The organism is Pseudovibrio sp. Ad5, from assembly GCF_001623095.1.
Taxonomy (GTDB): Bacteria; Pseudomonadota; Alphaproteobacteria; order Rhizobiales; family Stappiaceae; genus Pseudovibrio.
Genome location: NZ_LMCH01000059.1, coordinates 303,383 through 323,935, shown reverse-complemented (window position 1 = coordinate 323,935; position 20,553 = coordinate 303,383). Strand labels below are relative to the sequence as shown.

General features: G+C 54.2%; 14 protein-coding genes. 7 read left to right on the top strand and 7 right to left on the bottom strand.

From position 1 onward, the window contains the following. The gene (locus PsAD5_RS17855) at positions 1-1,017 is read right to left on the bottom strand and encodes a cytochrome-c peroxidase (protein ID WP_063293059.1); all 1,017 of its coding nucleotides are present in this window, start codon (positions 1,015-1,017) and stop codon (positions 1-3) included. 551 nt (positions 1,018-1,568) lie between these two features. Here PsAD5_RS17855 and PsAD5_RS17850 point away from each other — a divergent pair. After that, on the top strand, positions 1,569-4,295 hold the full coding sequence (locus PsAD5_RS17850) for an autotransporter family protein (RefSeq protein WP_208988682.1): 2,727 nt from the start codon (positions 1,569-1,571) through the stop codon (positions 4,293-4,295). Between the two features lie 99 nt (positions 4,296-4,394). Next, entirely contained in the window at positions 4,395-5,495 is a 1,101-nt protein-coding gene (locus PsAD5_RS17845; protein ID WP_063293058.1) for a TIGR03032 family protein, read from the top strand. Between the two features lie 55 nt (positions 5,496-5,550). Here the strand turns inward: PsAD5_RS17845 and PsAD5_RS17840 are convergent, their stop codons facing one another. From PsAD5_RS17840 to PsAD5_RS17820, 5 genes are read right to left on the bottom strand one after another with little or no spacing between them, the layout of a single operon-like run. Continuing rightward, positions 5,551-7,257, bottom strand: coding sequence for a dihydroxy-acid dehydratase (locus PsAD5_RS17840; RefSeq protein ID WP_063293057.1), 1,707 nt, complete (start codon positions 7,255-7,257; stop codon positions 5,551-5,553). Further along, the gene (locus PsAD5_RS17835; protein ID WP_063293056.1) at positions 7,257-8,705 is read right to left on the bottom strand and encodes an NAD-dependent succinate-semialdehyde dehydrogenase; all 1,449 of its coding nucleotides are present in this window, start codon (positions 8,703-8,705) and stop codon (positions 7,257-7,259) included. The genes PsAD5_RS17840 and PsAD5_RS17835 overlap by 1 nt, the downstream gene beginning before the upstream one ends. Before the next feature lie 2 nt (positions 8,706-8,707). Continuing rightward, positions 8,708-10,582 carry a thiamine pyrophosphate-binding protein gene (locus tag PsAD5_RS17830; RefSeq protein ID WP_063293055.1) on the bottom strand — a complete coding sequence of 625 codons (1,875 nt, stop codon included), beginning with the start codon at positions 10,580-10,582 and terminating at the stop codon, positions 8,708-8,710. A 17-nt stretch (positions 10,583-10,599) separates the two neighbouring features. Further along, on the bottom strand, positions 10,600-11,667 hold the full coding sequence (locus tag PsAD5_RS17825) for a Gfo/Idh/MocA family protein (protein WP_063293054.1): 1,068 nt from the start codon (positions 11,665-11,667) through the stop codon (positions 10,600-10,602). Between the two features lie 3 nt (positions 11,668-11,670). Next, positions 11,671-12,396: an IclR family transcriptional regulator gene (locus PsAD5_RS17820; protein ID WP_057462437.1), complete on the bottom strand. Its 726-nt coding sequence runs from the start codon at positions 12,394-12,396 to the stop codon at positions 11,671-11,673. Positions 12,397-12,676: 280 nt separating this feature from the next. Here PsAD5_RS17820 and PsAD5_RS17815 point away from each other — a divergent pair, with 280 nt between their 5' ends. The 4 genes from PsAD5_RS17815 (at position 12,677) to PsAD5_RS17800 (ending at position 16,908) form a co-directional block, all read left to right on the top strand. Beyond that, on the top strand, positions 12,677-13,948 hold the full coding sequence (locus PsAD5_RS17815; RefSeq protein WP_063293053.1) for an ABC transporter substrate-binding protein: 1,272 nt from the start codon (positions 12,677-12,679) through the stop codon (positions 13,946-13,948). A gap of 140 nt (positions 13,949-14,088) precedes the next feature. Further along, complete coding sequence (locus PsAD5_RS17810) at positions 14,089-14,970, top strand: carbohydrate ABC transporter permease (protein ID WP_057462435.1); 882 nt, start codon at positions 14,089-14,091, stop codon at positions 14,968-14,970. Then, the gene (locus PsAD5_RS17805; RefSeq protein ID WP_063293052.1) at positions 14,963-15,841 is read left to right on the top strand and encodes a carbohydrate ABC transporter permease; all 879 of its coding nucleotides are present in this window, start codon (positions 14,963-14,965) and stop codon (positions 15,839-15,841) included. Before PsAD5_RS17810 ends, PsAD5_RS17805 begins: the two co-directional genes overlap by 8 nt. An 11-nt stretch (positions 15,842-15,852) precedes the next feature. Beyond that, positions 15,853-16,908: an ABC transporter ATP-binding protein gene (locus PsAD5_RS17800; protein WP_063293051.1), complete on the top strand. Its 1,056-nt coding sequence runs from the start codon at positions 15,853-15,855 to the stop codon at positions 16,906-16,908. Between the two features lie 6 nt (positions 16,909-16,914). On the opposite strand, the gene mbfA is transcribed toward PsAD5_RS17800, so the two are convergent. Then, positions 16,915-17,865, bottom strand: a complete 951-nt coding sequence (gene mbfA, locus PsAD5_RS17795; protein ID WP_244272097.1) for an iron exporter MbfA — start codon at positions 17,863-17,865, stop codon at positions 16,915-16,917. A gap of 369 nt (positions 17,866-18,234) precedes the next feature. Here mbfA and PsAD5_RS17790 point away from each other — a divergent pair, with 369 nt between their 5' ends. Beyond that, positions 18,235-20,538 carry a hypothetical protein gene (locus PsAD5_RS17790; RefSeq protein WP_063293049.1) on the top strand — a complete coding sequence of 768 codons (2,304 nt, stop codon included), beginning with the start codon at positions 18,235-18,237 and terminating at the stop codon, positions 20,536-20,538. The last annotated feature ends 15 nt before the right edge of the window (positions 20,539-20,553 follow it).

Sequence of the window (20,553 nt, the reverse complement as noted above, 5' to 3'; positions counted from 1 at the left end):
TTAGTTTGGCAGTGTTGGCATTGGCGTTTCAGTACGCTCGGCGGTCAGCGAAACAAGGAATGCCTTGAGGTCCTGAACTTCCCGTTCAGACAGATCAAGCGGGCGCACATGCTCGGACCTGGATGGACGCTCGATGCCGCCAGCATTGTAATGGGCGATCATGGTTTCCAGATCAGGAATACTGCCATTGTGGGTGAATGGGGCGCGGTACGTCAGGTTGCGTAGGCCTGGGGTTTTGAAAGCGAATTGGGCTTTGGGGTTGTCTTCCTCATAAAGCCCGCGGCCAATGTCTTCTGTCGGCGTGCCAATGTCGTGGAACTTGTTGTCCGTAAAGTTCCAACCCGTATGGCAGACCGCACAGTCGCCTTTGCCGTTAAACAGCTCAAACCCGCGTTTGGCGGAGGAAGAAATAGCATTTTCCTCACCTTCAACCCAACGGTCAAACGGAGACCAGCCGGAAACAACCGTGCGTTCATAGGTGGCGATTGCGGTCAGCACAGTGTCACGTGTGATGCCGTCCTGTGGGAAGACGAGACCAAACCACTTGTTGTAACCGGGAATCTCGTCAAGAATCTCAACGATGGTGTCAAACTTGCCGTCCATCTCTTCCGGATTGGTGATTGGTCCGGCAGCTTGCTCTTCCAACGTTTCGGCGCGGCCATCCCAAAACATCGGAGCAACCCAGGCGGCGTTGAGGACTGTTGGAGCCTGACGGCCAAGATGAGTGTTGGCGGAACCAACGGCGGTCGGAACAGGCACTTCGTAACCGAAGGACGGGTTGTGGCAGCTGACGCAGTTGATGTTTTTATTACCAGACAAGCGAGGATCGAAGAACAGCATCTTCCCAAGCGTTGCCATCTGCGGAGAATACGGGGCGTTCTCTGGAAATGGAATTTCCAACGGTCGGCGATATTGCTCTTTCAGCGAATTGATGTCTGCAGCACTCAAGGGAGATGAGGTCAGCCCCAACACAACGGCAGCAGACACATAGCCTGCAACTCTTCCTAGAAATGACATGATGCTCTCCCCTAAGCAAATACAAGGGAGATCCCCTAGCTGAGCAAGAGTTAATGAATGCCTTATCGATTGTTTTGATTAGGCACCTTCACTGATATGTGATGTGAGTTTAGATAGCTTTCCACTGATGACTCTAAAAACTGCGGTTCTACAGTGAGTTACGAAGCATTGATTGCCTGCAAAACATGTATTGAACTGACGCGATAGTGTCTCAGGAGCGTTCTCAATATGCTCAGCGCATGCATGAAGGGGTAAGTTCTACAGCTTGACTCCGCTAAGAATCTCTTATGTCCCTCGTCAGTTGAATCCAGCTGAACCAGTGCCCCCACTTTTCAAAGCTTGTGACAAGAGTGTGCCTCGCTACTGTCCCCTCTTAACTCTTTGTTAACGAAATCGCTTGTCTGCGCTTATAAGGCATCCACTCGCAGTTCAGGTGAACCTGTTGACGTGTATCTGTTTGGCATAGTTGCACACTGCCAGACGAAAGAGACCAGTACTCGGCGTATCTCGAGAGATTTAAGTGCCTTAGTTTTTGTAGTCTGAGGGTTTAAATGAGCGGCGTCGTCACATCTTTCAGACCTGCACGGATGTTGAACACCGGCGGTCTCTATCAGTCTCTTCTTCTATCTACGGCCATCATTGTGCTGCCGAGCGTGGCAATCATGCCAGTGCGCGCGCAATCTGTGTCACCCCAACCCCAATGTTCCATCAGCGGATCAACAGTAACCTGTTCGGGCGACTTGTCGGTTGGGGTTGATATCGATGGGGGAGCGGGCGGAACTTACACTAATCTGATCATCGAAAACGTAACGACAAACATCACACCCTCCTTTTTTCTTCCAGGTATTCTGTTTGAATCCAACGGCGATATCACGATCAACAGTGATACAGGTGATTTTGTCATCTCGACAGATGGCCGGAACGCGATTGAGGTAGAGCCTGTGGCTGGTGATGTCTCCATCACGCACAATGGTGGTATTCAGACAATAAGCCAATACGCCTCTGGTGTTGATGTGAGGAACGCTGATGTAGTAACAATCACACATACCGGTGATATTACGACGGATGGCTATTACAGCCGAGGCATTGAAGTCGTTTTGTCTGAAGAGATCACGATCACCCATACCGGTGATATCACCAATACTGGCAATTACTATGCTCAAGGGATCTATGCGACCACGCAAGGTGGCAGTACAGGTGCCATAACCATCACGCAAACCGGTAATGTCGACACAACGGACGGATCAAGTACAGCCTTGTTTGCACGATCTGATGGGACGGGAGATGTTGGCATCACGCATGTTGGAACGTTGACCACATCCGGTATCGGCTCGCATGGTATTTTTGCTCGTGCTCGTGGCGTTGGAGCTGTTGCGATCGACCAAAATGGTACCATCACCACAGGTGGTAACGCCGCGCATGGTATCATAGTGTACTCCGAGAACACCGCGACTGTAACACACAGCGGAACGATCAATGCCAATGGTACAAACTCGGATGGGATATTGGTTGCCGACGGAAATAATCCAGCGAATAGTTTTCAGGTCAATCTGACAGATAGCACCATCAATGCACAATCGTTTGGCATTAACATTCAAACAGTCGGTGACACGACGTTTACCCTGACTGGTACCAACGCAATCTCAGGCGTTGTTGACGACATTAAAGGCGGGACTGGGGATGACACGATCAACAACTCCGGCACGCTCACGTCAACCAATGGCATCGACTTAGATGCGGGCACCAACGCGTTCAACAACCTGAGTGGAGCAAAGTTTAACTCAGGGGATGAGGTCATTCTGGGTGCAGGTAGTTTACTCACCAACGCCGGTATTCTCTCTCCAGGAGGAGATGATGTTGTTCAGGAAACAGATATCACAGGTGACTTCCAAAATGATGCTAATGGGACGTATATCGTCACGTTCAATGCGGGAATGACTGCAAGCGATACATTGGATGTTTCCGGTGATGGCACGTTGAATGGCGGTGTAGTGCGAACCAGCGGAGCAACGTTTGCACCTGTTGGTACCTTTACCATTGTTGATGCGGCTGGCGGTATCACCGGAACGTTTGACAGTGTGGAAGATACCTTGTTCATTGACTGGACGTTGAACTACGGCGCAACCACGGTCACACTCAGCGCGGCAGAACTTGCCAGCAACTTCTGCGGTTTGGCAGAGACGGAGAACCAACGCTCGGCAGCGTGTGTTGGCTTGGACAGCTTGCCACTTTCTGCGCCCTTGCCTCAAGCAGTGCTTGCTCTTTCCAATGGAGCTGAAGCGCGGGCGGCCTATGATGATCTTTCCGGTGAAATCTATGCCTCCATCCAAGGGGCATTGGTTGAGAACAATTACCGCCGGATGGCCTTGATCAACAACCGTATCCGCAATGCAGACGCCTCCCTTGGTTCCATTACAGCGGCGCTTGCTCCGGAAGATCCCATAGAGCCGGAAGAAGATCGCCGAAACGACTTCTGGGGCATCGGTTACGGGGCATGGTCCAACACGTTTGGAACCAGTGATACCGCGTCATTGGATAACAGTCTGGGCGGTTTGCTCTTTGGGTATGACCGGGAATTTGCCGAGGAAACGCTCGCGGGTGTTCTGGGTGGTTATGGCCGCACCAACGTGAAGCAAGATGCGCGCTCCTCCAGCGGCTCCGCAACAACATGGTCCATCGGCATCTATGGAGAGACCGTAGCCAAAGATATCGGCTTTGTTCTGGCGGGTATTTACAACTGGCACTTCCTTGAAGGGTCGCGAACGGTGGACTTCTCGACCATCAACGAGCGTGAGCACAGCAGTTATAAAGGCCGCGGCTGGCAGTTTTATGCCGAGGCCAACTATGAGTTTCCTGTTATGGAGGCGTTCGCGTTTGAGCCTTTCCTTGGTGTTTCCTATATCGACGTACACACAGATGGCTTTGCGGAGAATGGCGGAACAGCGGCCTTGACGAAACAAGGCGGCAGTTTTGATAGCACCTTCACCAATCTGGGTGTGCGGGGTGCTTATAACGTCTATGACTTGTTCAACGTCAATGCAGCCCTCAGCTGGCGCCACGCCTATGGAGATGTTGATCCTTCGGCCTTGCTGGCCTTTGCGGGCAGCACTGCCTTTGGCGTGGATGGGGCACCAATCTCGCAGGATGCATTTGAGCTGGAAGTTGGCCTTGATGCCCGCGCTGCTGACAACCTTTTTGTAAATGCAGAGTACAATGGCCAGTTTGGTGACAACGCGACCATTCATGTCATCGAGTTAGATTTTACGATCAAATTCTAAGCCTCGTAGATATCGAGCCCTCATAACTCGCTGAGGCCCCTCCTGCGGGATGGGCTTATAGTCCCAGATTGTTGCAAGTGTAATCTAAAAGGGGATGAGATGGTTGGTTCAGCAAACAACCCTGCGCAAAATGCAGAGCCAGTGGCGCGGTTGGAGCCTAACGATATCTCGTGCTCTCGTGGCATGGCAATCTGGCTCAGCACCAATCAGGTCTCGCTTGCCATTTCCTCCTATCAAACAGGGCAGTTGTTTCTGGTTGGTGTCAAACCCAGTGGCGGTATTCATTTTCATGCCATCGGCACGGGCCGCGCCATGGGCCTTTGGGCAGAACCGCAACGGTTGATCCTCGGTACAGCCAATCAGGTGATCCGGTTTGAGAATATTCTGGAACAAGACCAGCGTATAGGAGATGCGGATAAGTATTATGTGCCTCGTGTTGCGCATACGACGGGTGATCTGGACATTCATGACATCGTGGCCCTGGACGATGGCAGTATCGTCTTTGCAAACACCATGTACTCCTGTCTCTCAACCTTGCATCCCATCCACTCGTTTGCCCCTTGGTGGACACCTGATTTCATCTCCAAACACGCTGCTGAGGATCGATGCCATCTGAATGGCATTGCACTCAGGGATGGCAAACCAGCTTATGTGACCATGGTCAGTAGGGCGGACGTGATCAACGGGTGGCGGGATCGCCAGGAGGAAGGCGGCTGCCTGATCGATATTGCCAGTAATGAGGTCATTACCGAAAAGCTCTCCATGCCGCACTCACCGCGTTGGCATAAGGGTGAGCTGTGGGTGGTTAACTCAGGCACGGGCTATCTTGGCACTATTGACCTTGCCAGCGGCACGTTTCAGCCGCGTTGTTTCCTGCCAGGGTTTGCACGCGGACTGGCGTTTCACAACAATCACGCCATCGTTGGCCTTTCCCTGCCGCGTGACGGTTCATTCAAAGGCCTGCCGTTGGATGAAGAGTTGAAGAAACGTGATGCGGACCCATGGTGCGGAGTACAGGTCATCAACCTTGCCACAGGGGATGTGGTGGAGTGGATCCGGTTTAGAGGTGTGGTGAAAGAGATGTTAGATGTGTGCACTTTGCCGGGAGTTCGCCTGCCGTCTGGTGCGTCTCCAACCTCCTCAGAAATGAGTAATCTGCGCACAATCGCCAGCACTTCAAAACAAGCGGAAATTGCGTGACCCAGTGCAGAGGAGTGAGCAGAGAAACCCTGCCCACTCGCGTTTATAAAGGCGCTCAGACCTTCTGTAAAAAGTCGAAGTCACAGCCTTTTGTCGCTGGCAAAACCGTGTTGTGGTAAAGCTGCTTATAGCCGCGGGCTGGTTCCGGGTTTGGTGAGGTGAAAGCCGCACGGCGACGATCTAATTCTTCCTCTGAAACCAGCAGGTCGATGCTTTTGGCCTTGGCAGAGAGGCGAATGCGGTCGCCGTTTTGCACAAGTGCCAGCGGCCCACCCAGATCAGCTTCCGGCGTCACATGCAGAACGATGGTGCCGAAGGCTGTGCCGCTCATGCGGGCATCCGAAATACGCACCATATCCTTCACACCAGCACGGGCCAGCTTCTTCGGGATTGGCAGATAGCCTGCTTCCGGCATGCCAGATGGACTGCGCGGGCCTGCGTTTTGCAGCACCATGACGTCATCGGCGTTGATGTCCAGATCAGGGTCATCGATGCGGTTGGCGAGGTCTTCCAGAGACGTAAACACAACCGCCCTGCCCTCATGCTCCAGCAGTTCAGGCGTTGCGGCAGCACGTTTCAGGATTGCGCCTTCTGGTGCCAGTGAGCCACTCAGCGCGATCAGGCCGCCTTGCGGGTCAACTGGATTGTCAGCTTTGCGGATCACGTTGTGGTCAAACGGATCAGCCTTTGGTGCATCCAGACGATCCCCTAGGCTCACGCCTTCAATGTTGATTGGGCTGCGATGCACTTTGTCTTTGATTGCGTCCAGAACACCATCCAGACCGCCAGCGGAATGGAAATCTTCCATGTACCCCTGACCAACCGGCTTCAGGTCCACCACCACGGGTGTCTCATCAGAAAGCTGGTTCATGCGGTCCAGTGAAATGTCGATGCCAAGACGGCCAGCAACTGCCGTCAGGTGGATGATTGCGTTGGTGGAACCAGAAACGGCGAGTAATACGCGCAGAGCGTTCTCGACCGCTTCACGCGTCATGATTTTGTCTGGTGTCAGGGCGTTCTCAGAAAGTGCCATTTTGGCGGCGACAACACCGGTTTCCTCTGAGTTACGCAAACGGTCGGCATGCACTGCCGGGATGCCAGCTGAACCCGGAAGGATCATGCCAAGAGTTTCAGCAATCACGGCCATGGAGCTGGCGGTGCCCATCACCGCGCAGGTGCCGGCGGTGGTCGCCAATCGGCCTTCAATCTGGTTGATCTCGGGCTCATCCACCGTGCCTGCGCGGTATTGCGCCCAAAAACGGCGGCAGTCGGTGCAAGCACCGAGGCGCTCGCCTTTGTGACGACCTGTCATCATCGGGCCAGCCACTACCATGGTGGCTGGTTTGCCAGCGGAAGCTGCCCCCATCAACAGGGCCGGAACGGTTTTGTCACAGCCGCCCATCAACACAACGGAGTCCATCGGCTGTGCGGTAATCATCTCTTCCACTGCCATGGCCATCAGGTTGCGATAGACCATGGAGGTTGGGCTCAGGAACACCTCACCCAGAGACATGATCGGGAACGGCACCGGCAGAGCGCCGGAGGCCAGCACGCCGCGTTTAATGGCTTCCAGCATCTCGGGAAAATGTCTATGGCAGTTGTTGAACCCGCTCTCGGTGTAACAGATGCCGACGATTGGCTTGTCCAGACTTGCATCCGTGTAGCCCATGGACTTGGCGAAGGAACGGCGCAAATAGCGGGCAAAGCCCTTGTCGCCATAGTTTGTCAGGCCGTTTTCCAGCCCCTGTACTTTTTTGCTCATCAGATCTCTCGGGAGATTAGCAGGTGGCGGGTGTATTTCGGAACAAGGTAATCCATGATGCCGAGCGAACCACCCTCACGGCCAAAGCCACTTTCCTTGTTGCCGCCAAACGGTGCTTCTGCGGTTGCAAGGAGCGTCTCGTTGATGCCAACCATGCCAGCTTCCAGTCGATCAGCGGTTTTGAGTGCCAAAGCGCTGTCGTAAGAAAACACGTAGGCTGCCAGACCAAACGGGGTGTTGTTGGCTCGTTCAATCACGTCTTCCACATCATCAAAGGTGGAGATCGGGGCGACTGGAGCGAAAGGTTCCTCAATCATGATCGCGGCATCGTCCGGCACATTCATCAAAACCGTCGGCTCAAGGAAGCTGCCATCGGGCAGGTTTGCTGGCTGCTTACCACCTGCCAGCAAGTCCGCACCTTTTGCGATGGCATTCTCTGTCAGCCGCAATGCATGGTCTACGGCGCGCTGACGGATCAGTGGACCGGTGTTGACGCCGTCTTCCAATCCGTCACCGACCACGAGAGACTTTGCATAGCGGGCGAACTCTTCGGCGAACTCCTGCGCGATGGAAGAGTGCACGTAGAAGCGGCTTGGAGATATGCAAACCTGACCGCAATTGCGGAACTTGGTGGCTGCTAGCTTCTGGGCTGCTGCAATCGGGTCAAAGTCCTTATGGATGACCACAGGGGCATGACCGCCCAGCTCCATGGTGACTTTCTTCATGCCATCCGCACACTGCCGCATCACGTCTTTGCCTACGGGCACAGAGCCGGTCAGCGAAACCTTGCGGATTTCAGGCGCATTGATCAGCGCTGGAGCCAGCGCGCGGCTGTCGCCTGTTAAGATAGTCAGAGCCCCCGGCATCAGGCCAGCATCCATCAGGGCCTGCCCAATGGCAAAGCATGGGCCGGCTGCTTCAGAGGCAGGACGAGCAATGACAGAACACCCAGCTGCCAGAGCTGCCGCAATTTTGCGGGCGGGCAGCAAGGCCGGGAAATTCCAGGCAGACAGTGCCAGAGATGGACCGACTGGCTGGTAGTTTACAGTCAGGCGTTCATCAGCATTGCGGCCCGGAATGGTCTGGCCGTAGATGCGCTTGGCCTCTTCTGCCTGCCATTCAAACTGGGCTGCTGCTGCTCCGGTCTCACCAATGGCCTCTGCCAGTGGTTTGCCGGTTTCAAGGGACATTACATGGGCAATGTCCTGCGTCCGTTCGCGGATCAGATCAGCGGCCTTGCGCAGCACCTTGGCGCGCTCCCATGCCGGAACCGCAGCCCATTTCGGGAAGGTGTCCTTTGCCAGTTTCAAAGCGCTGGCAATGTCGTCTGCACTTGCAGCGGCAATGGTGCCGATCACTTTGCCAGTGACCGGGCTATGTACATCGCGGGTTTCGCCGTTGCTGGCTGGCGCCCACTCTCCGCCGATAAGAAGTTTCGCATCTGTCATGATTAAATGCTCATTTCCAAATATTTGTCCTGAACGTCATCGCACCAGTTGCCAACGTTCCAATTGCCATAAGCGCCCATGCCACCCGCCGGATCTTCTCCGTAATAAACCGGCACATGCACCACGCTGAGACCTGTGTGTGCTCTGGCTTTTTCCAGTGCGTCACTCAAATCTTCCGCGCTGTTTCCGCCAGAAAGCGCAAGCACGCCATCCACCGCATTCGCCATGGCAATGTAATCGACAGCCACACCGTCATTGGTGCGGTAATCCTTGCCGTACTGAGCAAGTTGAAGGTGGCTAATGGCAGCCATGCGGCGGTTGTCGAAGATTAAAACCGTGCCGTGAACACCATGCTCCACACCGTCGATCAGCACTTGAGGGTTCATCATGAAGGAGCCGTCTCCGGTAAATGCGACAGAGTATTTTCCCTCGTCCGCCACGCCGCCTGCGATGAGAGCGGAGACTGCAAAGCCCATGTAGGAAGCGCCGGTCTCGGTGATGGTTTCGCCGACACGGTCATCTTCCACCACCTGAAAGCCATTGGCCTGCACGTCGCCCGCGTCAAAAAGCTTGAGGGCGCCGTGTTTTTTGCAAAAATCAGAAGCGGCTTTGATGGCTTGAGGCTGGGTGAGGACCCCTTGCCCCCACATGAGGTCACTCACCCGCCCTGCTGCATAGCGATCTGCCTTGAAGGCAGTCCATTCGCTTTTCTTTGCAGCACAGTCTTTCAGCCAGTCAGCTTTATTGGCGACACCACCTTTTGCGAGCTCAGCAAGCAGCAGTTTCACCACCTCACCAATGTCTCCGTTCAATGCCGTGGTTTGGGCGTAGTGCTGCACATCCATCGGATCGGCGTTGATGTTGATGACGTGTTTCGCCTTTGGCCAGCCCATACCGGAGCAGTCACTCTGGCACACAGCGCGCGAGCCTATGGCAACAAGAAGCTCTGCTTCCTGCATGGCGTGATTGCCGCTGATGGACCCTTTCGAGCCACCCACATGCATGTTCTGCGGATGTGCATCCGGCAGGATGCCCAGAGAGCCCGGAGATTCCACCACCACTGCACCAGAGGCTTCGGCAAGGGCGCGAAGTTCCTCAGCGAACGGACGGGAGCCGCCGCCCGCTTTGATGGCGATCTTGTTCGTGGACTTTAGAAGCTCCACCGTTTCCAGCAGGTTATGGTCTACGGCTGGAATGGTTGGCTCGTAGGTTGGAACAGTCGGCAGACTGTCCAGCCGGATATCCAGTTTTTGTGGTTGGGTGTTGAGTGGCAGGTTCAGGTAGAACGGGGCTGCCTTGAACGGATGATAGACGCAGCTGGCACCCATGCGCAGAGCATTGCGCAGCGCTTCTGGCGTGTGCAGTGTGTAGGCCTGAGACATGGCTGACGTGATCTGCTGGAACAGACCCTGCTGTGGCTTTGGCACCTGCTGCATGTTGTAGCCTTCGCCAAAGGTCGTCTCATCACCATAGATGTGATAGAGGCCAATGCCGTTGGAGGTGGCTGCTAAAGAACCCGCCATAGCCTGCAAAGCACCCGGCCCGATGGACGTGACAACCGCGCAAACCTCGCCATAAACCCAGCGCAGGGCTGTACCTGCATGGGCCATTTCTACTTCATTGCGGAACTGCCATGTGCGCACAAGGCCAGCGTCCTCATAAATGCGCAGCACTTCGCCCAGCTCGGTAGAGCCATGGCCGAAGATTGCCAGATACTTGGTGACGCCCTGACGCATCAGGCCCAGAACCAGCGCCTCGGAAAGCGTCATGGTCACTTGTTCAGCAAAATGGCCTGCAGCGATGGCAGCTTCCAGCCCGCCTTGGGCTTGAAGCCAGTTGGCGCGCTCCTGCATGCTGCCCGGAACAGATAAAGACATCTCTGTACTCCTGCCGCTTAGAAGCTGATTGTCTGGCCAATGCGTGCAGACTCTTCTGCCGCCAGCGCAAAACTTAAGACATCGCGGCCTTGCCGTGCTGTCAGGATCGGGTCGCCGCCCTCGGTGATGGCATCAAGGTAGTGGCGTGTGGAGTTGACGAAGCTCTGCTCCCAACCCGCATAGATATCGCGGTACTCGGTGACGTTGCCTTCGCGGTAATGAATAAGCGGGGCGGGATCGCCAATGGACCCATGACCGCAGTTGATCCAGAGAACGCCTTGGGTTCCGGTGATCTCGACCCGGTCATCCTGTGCGTAGTGTTTGGTCGCGATTTCCAGCTCCGGAGAGTAAACCACCTCCAGATTGCCGATCTTGTTGCCGGGGAAGCGGAAGGACACCATGGATGGAGCATCCAGATAGATGCCTTTGAAGACTTCGGTCTGACCGATAAAGGCGTGAACGTCAGACGGCATGCCCATGAAGTGCCAGGCAAGCGCGAATTTGTGGTGTCCGTCATCAAACACCAGCGGGCCGCCGCCAGCCATGTCTTTCATCTGCCGCCATGCGTTGGCTGCAGCAGGCACTTTCCACGCGGTTTTACTCTTGCCGGGGTTGGACTTGATGCGAATGGAAATCGGGTCTCCAATCGCGCCTGCATCCACCAGCTCTTTGGCTTTCAGGACAGGGGGATGGAAGATGAAGTTTTCGAAGATCTTGAAAGGGCGGTCATAGCTTTCAGCGGCTTCAACAAGAATGTCAGCCTCTTCCATGTTCATGCACATGGGTTTTTGAAGCGAGACCATCTTACCAGCTGCGATGGCATCCAGTGCGGCTTGCAAATGCAAATGGTGTGGCAGCAGGATTTCTACCAGATCGATATCTGGGCGGGCCAGTAACTCTCTGTAATCATCGCTGATGATCGGGTCATCAACGCCCCATGCCTCTGCCTGAGACTGGGCCTGCTTTACGTTTTGATCACACAAGGCAACAATATTGCCTTTCGGGTTCTGCTTATACTCAATGGCATGCAAATCCGAAATACGACCTGTGCCCAGAATGGCAACGCGAACCGGCTGGTTCCCCATCCTTTACTCCCTCATAAAACACATTTTCTGAACAAGCGCGCCAAGCTCCTCAAAGCGCTTGTCATCAATTCGAACTGTCGGTCCTGAAACGCCGATCGCGGCGATCATCACCCCATGCTCATCAAAAACCGGTCCCGCAACGCAGCGGATGCCGGAGGTAAATTCTTCGTCGTCAATCGCGTAGCCACGATCTCTGCTTTTGGAGATTTCTGCTGCAAGGGCGGTGTGGTCCGTCAGGGTCACAGGGGTGAACTGCTTCAGCTCCTGCTCTGCCTGCGCATCACCAAACGCCAGAAAGGCCTTGCCAAGGGCGGTGCAATGCAATGGTCCCAACGATCCGATGGGATGATCGACCTTGAGCGGAAGCTCAGAATCGATTTTATCCACATACCAGACCTGTGAACTCGCCAGCACAGCCATGTGAGAGCATTCGCCCGTCTCGCGGGTGAGCTGCTTCAGGATAGGCTGCCACTGCTGGCGAACGGCAACAATGGCCTCCGCCGTTGGCCCAGACCCTTGAGAACCTGTCATTTTCTCGCTTGCTGCGTAACGCCTGTCAGTCCCTTGCGTAGCGTAACCGCATGCAACCAAAGTACGCAGAATATGCGTCGCATTGGACTTGTCGACACCAAGGTAACTCGCGATATCCGTAAGCCGCAGAGGTTTAGCCTGCTGGGCAAGATAGTCGAGCGTCTGAAGTCCACGGGATAGCGATTGTAAAAGGCGCAACGTCAATCTCCATTCACACACTGGAAAAAGTTGGAATATGGACAACTAATTACACAAAGTTAAACATAGGGCAACAAAAATCCAGCATCTGGACTCAGAATTGACACAGGTTTTACAGGAGTGCAAGGGGCAGTATACGTATTTTTGTACAAAATAAGCTTGACATTTTACGAAATGCGCGGCGAAATGGGGCATATATTTAGTTTTGTTGCACATAAGGCAACTTATTGACGAAATGAATTTGTGAAACATATGCAAACTCTTGGGAGGGGATTGAAATATGAATAAGCGCAGAAGGCAACTTTTGCTTGCTGCGGTGCTTGCGCCCGTTATGGCGACAGCATCCATGGTTCCATCATTTGCAGCGGACGAAGTCACCATTTCTCACTACTTCACCGGTGAGCTGGGCCAGAAAGGCCTGAAGGACATTCTGAAGGGCTTTAAAGCCAAGTCCGGTATCACCGTTAAAGACAGCCCAATCGGTCATGAAGATTTCAAGACCGGCATTCTGGTGCGCGCGGCGGGCAACGCACTGCCAGATGTTTTCTCATACTGGGCTGGCGCACGAACGCAGTTTGTCATTGATGCGGGTGATCTGCGCCCGATCGACGGCATGTGGAACAAAGCCGGTCTGGACAACGTTGTCGCCAAGTCTGTTGCGGACGGTGCAACCAAGTATGATGGCGAACGTTATCTGGTGCCTTTCGGCTACCACTACTCCGGTCTGTTCTTTAACAAAGCTGTTATGGAAAAGGCTGGCATTCTTGAGGCTCCAAAAACCTGGGATGAGTTCCTCGCAGCCTGTGAGAAGCTGAAGGCAAACGGCGTGACCCCTATCGCGCTTGGTTCCAAGAACCGCTGGCCTGCACAGTTCTGGTTTGACTATCTGATCCTTCGCACAGCGGGCCCTGACTACCGCGCAAAACTGATGAACGGCACAGCCTCTTATGCCGATCCTGAAGTTAAAAAGGCGATGGGTCTTTGGAAGAGCATGGTCGACAAAGGCTACTTTGTTGAAAATGCAAATGCAGACAGCTGGACTGATGCTTCTGACAAGGTTGCTCGTGGTGATGCGGCCATGACCCTGATGGGCACATGGATCACCGGATACTGGAACTCCATCGGCCTGAAGCCGGGTGAAGACTATGACTTCTACCCATTCCCGGAAGTGACAGCTGGTGTTCCAAACGCGGTTGTTGGTCCGGTTGATGGTCTGGTGATCTCTGCAAATGCGAAGAACCCGGAAGGGGCTGAGCAGCTGCTTGAGTATCTGGTGTCTGATCCGGAAGCACAGGCCAAGTGGGCCAACATTCAGGGCGCTCTTTCTGCCAACGTGAATGTTGCCAAGTCCAACTACAACGCTGTGATGCTCAAAGCGCTCGACACCATCGACGCTGCACAGACCTTCGCGTTCAACTACGACCTGTCCACGCCTCCGCCAGTGGCGGAAGTTGGGCTGTCCATGTTCGCACGCTTCATGGATGATCCATCCAAAGTGGATGCCATTCTGGATGAAACACAGGCCAGCGCAGCAAGCGCGTTTGCCGAATAATCATCACACTTAAAACAGAGCCGGTCGCAACATGATTGCGGTCGGCTTGCCTCTATAGCTTCACGTATTTCCCGCCAAGCCATGCTGGTTTGGGGAGATAGATATGCACCACTGCGAGGCAGGCTTTTTCTGAGACGGGTATGAATCAAAGCAACACATTCTGGCGCGTTGCCCTTTTGGCGCTCCCCCTCAGCGTATTCGCGCTGATCATCATCTGGCCGCTCCTAAGCTCGTTTTATTACGGCTTTACCAACTGGAACGGTTTCAGTGACAATTATGACTTCGTTGGCTTTGAGAATTTCGGAAAGCTGTTTTCCGATCGGCTCTTCATGTCTGCGGCAATAAACACGATTATCTGGATGGCCATTGCGGTTGTGCTTCCAACAATTCTTGGTCTCTCGCTGGCGCTGCTGATTGACAGCCACGTGCCCGGCGGCCCGATCTTCAAAACCATCTTTTATCTGCCGATCTGTCTTTCTGCCGTTGTGGTTGGTCAGGTCTGGGTGTGGATCTACCAGCCCGACTGGGGCCTGCTGAATTCCATAATTGAATACGTCACCAACGACCGCTTCAACTACGCCTGGCTGGCAAAACCAGACAGTGCGCTCTACTCGGTCATCGTTGCATGGTCCTGGCAGGCAACCGGTCTGTCTATGGTGATCTATCTTGCAGGCCTGACGGCTATTCCCGGTGATCTGCTGGAAGTGTGTGAGCTGGAAGGCGCCACAACATGGCAACGCATCCGCCACGTCATCCTGCCACTGCTGACACCGGCCACCGTGGTTGTTGTGGCGCTGAGCGTGATCAACTCGCTGAAGGGCTTTGATATTTTGTACATCATGACCGGCGGCGGGCCGTTCAACAGCTCTGATACGCTGGCCATGCACATGTACAACGAGAGTTTCAAAAAGTACCTGATGGGTTATGGCAGCGCCATCTCTGTGGTGCTGTTCCTCGTCGCGTTGACCATCATTCGCCTCTATTTCAAACAGCTTAAAAAGGTGGACGAAATCTATGGCTGATACGGCTAGTCTGGGCAGTGCCAGCGGTGAATATGTTGCACCGAAGCGGTTCAATCCGTGGCCTGTTGTCATCTTCATCTGCCTGTTTACGTTGGCAATCCTGTTTCTTGCGCCAACCTTTGGCGTGCTGCTGTCCTCCGTTAAAACCACGCGGGATATTGCGCTTGGTGACCTTTGGGCCATTCCCAGCAGCATGTACTGGGGCAACTATGTTGAGGTGCTGAGCAATCCGGCGGTGCATGGCTACATGCTCAACACGTTCCTCGTGGCCGCGCCGGCAACGGCGTTTTCCATCGGGCTTGGCACGCTAGCGGGTTATGTGTTCTCCAAGCTGCCGTTCAAAGGCAGTGATCTGGTGTTTCTGCTGGTGGTGTCCGGCATGTTCTTCCCGCCGCAGGTCATCCTGATCCCGCTGTTCCGTCTGTTCAACCTGATGGGGCTGATTGATACGCTGTGGCCGATGATCATCGTGCACACTGCGCTGGGTATTCCGATCTGTACTCTGCTGATGCGCAATTTCTTCGCCACCGTACCAAACCCACTTCGTGAGGCGGCGATTTTGGAAGGGGCCAATGAATGGCAAGTGCTGACCAAGATTGCACTGCCCATCAGCCTGCCAGCCATTGCAGTGCTGGCGACGCTTCAATTCACCTGGATCTGGAACGATTTCCTCTGGCCGCTGATCTTCACCCAGTCTGACGAGAAACGCACCATCATGCTGGGGCTCGTGTTCATGAAGGGCCAATACTCCGTTGCCTGGGGCATTCAGGGCGCTATGTCGCTGATCGCCAGCCTGCCAACGCTGATCGTATTCCTGTTCTTCCAGCGCTTCTTTATCAAAGGCATGACCATGGGTGCCGTGAAAGGATAATCGGGGACATTATGAGTAGTTTGTCACTGAAAAACATCAAAAAGTCATTCGGAGATCTGGAGGTCATCCATGGGGTGGACCTTGAGGTTGAAAAGGGTGAGTTCATTGTCTTCGTCGGACCATCCGGGTGCGGCAAGTCCACCATGTTGCGCATGATCTCAGGTCTGGAGGATGTCACGTCCGGCCAGATCAACATTGCCGACAAAGACGTCACTCGTGCCCATCCATCCAAGCGCGAAATCGCAATGGTGTTCCAGTCCTATGCGCTGTTCCCGCATATGACCGTCTCCGAGAACATCAGCTTCGGCTTGCGTCTTGGTAAGATGGCGAAGGATGAGGTGGCTCGCCGCGTGAGCAATGTGGCGGAGACCCTGCAGATCACTCATCTGCTGGAGCGTTATCCGCGTCAGCTGTCCGGTGGGCAGCGTCAGCGTGTGGCCATTGGCCGTGCGATCATCCGCAATCCGCAGGTGTTCCTGTTTGATGAGCCGCTGTCCAATCTGGATGCCGCACTGCGCGTGCAGATGCGTCTGGAAATCGCTCGCCTGCACAAGCGCTTGGGCGCGACGATCATCTACGTGACCCATGACCAGACCGAGGCGATGACCCTTGCGGACCGGATTGTGGTGTTCAATCATGGTGTGATTGAGCAGGTCGGGCGTCCGATTGATCTTTATGAGCGTCCGTCGAATAAGTTCGTTGCTGGCTTCCTTGGTGCGCCGTCCATGAACTTCATCGGCGCGACTGCGCAGCAGGGGGCTATCCAGCTGGATGGCTTCAACATCAATGATGCGCAAAGGGCTGAAGCGAATGGGGCGATCACGCTTGGCATTCGTCCGGAGCACATGAGCATCACCAATACTGAGGCCTGTGATTTCTCTGCGAAGGTGGAACTGGTTGAAGAGCTTGGGTCTGAGTCCCTCGCCTACCTGCAAACCAGCTTCTCCTCCGATCCAATCACCATGCGGGTGGACCATTCCATCACCGTGCGTGAGGGGGATATGTTGCCGGTTTCCGTGAACCGTGAGTTCCTGCATGTGTTTGCTGAAGGTGGGGCATCCCTGTAAGGGCGTTTAACCACCGCCGATAATGACACCGGCGGCAAACACAAGTGAGCCACCGAGAACAACCTGAAACGTCGCCCGCAAGAGCGGCGTTTCCATGTATTTGCTCTGGATCCACGCAATCGCACAGAGCTCAACCGCCACAACGAAAAACGCGATGAACGTGGCCACCCAGAAATCACTGAGCAGGTACGGGATGGTGTGGCCCAGCCCACCAAGAGCTGTCATCACGCCGGATGCAACGCCGCGCAAGACTGGCGAGCCTCGTCCGGAAATCTGCCCGTCATCCGAGACAGCCTCCGTAAAGCCCATGGAAATACCCGCGCCGATGGAGGCTGCAAGGCCAACGAGAAACGTGGTCCATGTGTTGCCTGTTGCAAAGGCTGTTGCGAACACGGGCGCCAGTGTAGAGACGGAGCCATCCATCAACCCGGCAAGACCCGGCTGGATCAGGGTCAGGATCAGCTTGCGGTGCGCGGTTTCTTCCTCTTGCTCTCCTGTTGAGGCCAGATGAGTTTGTGACAAGGTGCGGGCTTTGTTCTGGTGATCGGCTTCCACCGCTGCCAAGTCGCCCAGCAAGCGGCGGGTATCTGCATCCGTACTCTTCTTTTCGGCGTTCTCGTAGAATGTGCGGGAGGCCGTCTCCATGTTCTCGGAGATATGACGGATCTGATCGAGCGTCAGCTGTGCGGAAAGCCAGAGGGGGCTTCGGGCATAGAACCCGGAGACATGTTCGCGGCGGATCAAAGGGATCGTGTCGCCGAAGCGTTTTTGGTGCAGCTCGATCAGCGAGATCCGATGCTGATCTTCCTCATTGGCCATGTCAGCGAAGACGGCAGCGGTTCCCGGATAATCATCCTGCAATCGTTTTGCAAACCCCCGATAGATGCGAGCGTCATCTTCCTCTGACGAGATGGCAAGAGCCAGTACCTGTTGCTCGCTCAGGTCAGAAAATCGCATGCGTGACGTCAGATACAACATCCATGAACTTTCTATTTTGCAATTTCGCGCAGATCCTAAGCAGATTTCATTGCAAACAGGCGGTTTCAGTCCCTCAAATAAACTGCAAATTTGAACGGGCTGGCGTGGCAAATGAGGAGAATTGAGTGCCGCGCCATTGATTGCGCTATCAACAGATGTGATTGATGTTTTTGGGAAAACGTGATCGGCAATGTCGGTTTAAATGCAAAGAACGGTTGCATTTGAGCAGACCGGTTTAGTCAGCTTTAACTTATTATACTAACGTCGATTCCATGCCTTAAAATAAACGGATAGGAGGAGCACAACTTTATTAGCCAATAACAAAACTTAGTTAGCAGGAGACGTGTCATGCCTGTAAATAAGTTGAATGCTGAACAGCACGATTGGGCCAAGGCAGTCTACCAGAACATGCATTGGAACTTCCCCGAGGAAAACGGGGACCAAACCAATCGTACAGCAAGAACCTCAAATGAGCAGATCAATGGCGTTCATGGTAGTCATGACCAACGCAATGGAACTGCTGACCCGGATTTGAGCGACTATGTCGTCGTCGACACCCCACCTCCAGAACGGCCCGCTGGCGCAAAGCCAATGCCGGTCCATGCTGTCTTTGAGGAAATTGGCCTGCCGGAATCCGAAACGCTTCGTGAGCGGTTAGACCGCTTGCGCACCTTCCAGCAGAAGAAAGAGGATTTCTTAAAAGACCCTCTCGCAACAGCTTATGCTGACCCTTCAGCCGCCAAATGGGAACATCATGTGAAAGATGTTCTGGGCATGCCTCAGGAAAAAGCTGATGAGATGGTCAAGCAGCAGTTCACCCGTGATCTGAAGAAGGAACTGAGGGAAGAGTCCCGGAGTGTCGCCAAGGAAATTTTTGACAGCCAGGCAGATGATCCCCGCTTCAATGAATTCCTGCAGAATGCAGCCAACTCCAACCCTAAGCAGCTGACCCCGGCCCACCGCGAAATGCTGGTGTTTATGAGCCAGAATATGGTCAAGCTTGGGAATGCACTCGTCAAAGATGTCAATGAGCTGTACCGCCAGCATGCCTTCGGCAAAGCTATGAGCGACACCATCGACAATGCGAAGGAAAACGCGGTTTCTGACAGTGAACGGCAAAAGCTGGAAGAAATTGAACAGGAAGTTGTTGAATACCGCATGGCTGTTGCCCGGCAGCTGGGTATGGCGCTGAACACCACAAACGACGTTCAGTCTGCCATCAGCTTTGGCCAGACCGTAGATTCTGCCGTTGATGAGTTGGCAGAGCAGAACGACCGCGCCCTGAATGCAGCCTCCGGCCTTGCGAAGATGGCCAAGAACATGGTCAACGACCATCTTGCCCAGACCAACAGCCCACGCAAGACCATGAGTTGGGTTGCCACCCAGCCATGGGCAAAGCTGGTTGATATCGGCATCACCACCAAGGGTGAGTTCTTCAACATTGAAGCGCAGCTGCGCGACAGCCCTGCGGGAAATGAAGATGCCGACGGTCTGGATATCGACAGCAGCACCGATCTAGCACAGCGAAATCTGTCCAAAGAAAAGCTCATGGCCAATCCTGAGCTGATCTTCAACGGCTTGCGCTCACCAAAAATGATGGAGGCCCTGACCACAAAGGTTACGGGTGAAGCCAGCAATGATGACGTGCCATTTGTCGAAAAGCCAAGTGATCTGGCAATGAACTGGGGTGAAACCCTCGCTCGCGCACAGGCAAGTGGCCGGGACATCAGTGATCAGCTGCCTGATTACATGACTTTGAAGCAGATCCGCTATCACGACATCAAGAAGGGCTTCTTCTCCAACACGGACACCGTGAAAACGGCCTGGGTTGTGGAACAGAAGCCAACCTCTGACACTGTTGCCGAGGTCAACCTGATCAACAATCTGCCACGAGCTATTGCAGGTGATCTGGGCGATCTGGCTCTCAACATGTCTGATCTGCGAGAAGATCAGTCACAAAAGAGCAGCGACATTCAGGACAAGAGAGGCCATCTGGACGAGTTCCTCAGCTCCAAGGGTGACGGCCTGTTGCAAAGCTATGGGAATGCACATGATGCGATCAGCAGCTTACAGGACCATGCCATGAAGGAAGTCATGGCCAAGATGAGCAACGGAACGAGCATTCGCAAGATTTTGAAATGGGCAAAGGAACAACCCTGGTCAGCCATGTTCCAGGTTGAAATTACACCGATGGAAGGTGGCAAGAAGGATCAGTACAATATCGTGATCAAGGAAGTGGAACACGGCAAGACGGAAGCAAGCAGTGCTGTACTGAATGAGCCAACTGATCAAGACAAGGAAAATGCCGGTAACATCGCTGACGAAGATGATCAGGCCTTTGGTGAAGATCTGCATGGTTTGAGCGGCGCCTTGAAGGCCTTGCTGAACCCATCCGTTTACAAACAGCTGATCTCCAAACCAACCGGTGAAAAGAGCGACGGAATGCAAATCGTTGAAGAACCAACCAAACTGGCACGTGACTGGGCAGACCTTATTCAGAAGTCTGCTGGCCCCGGTGCTAGCTTGCCGGACTATCTGGAACTTCGTCAGGTGAAGTACCGCATCCGTTCCTTCCTGCCTTGGAAGAGAAACAAGCTGGAAGCCTGTTGGGTTCTGGAATTCAAGCCTACGGCTTTTAAACAAGCCGCATAAATGAGCATCATGTGC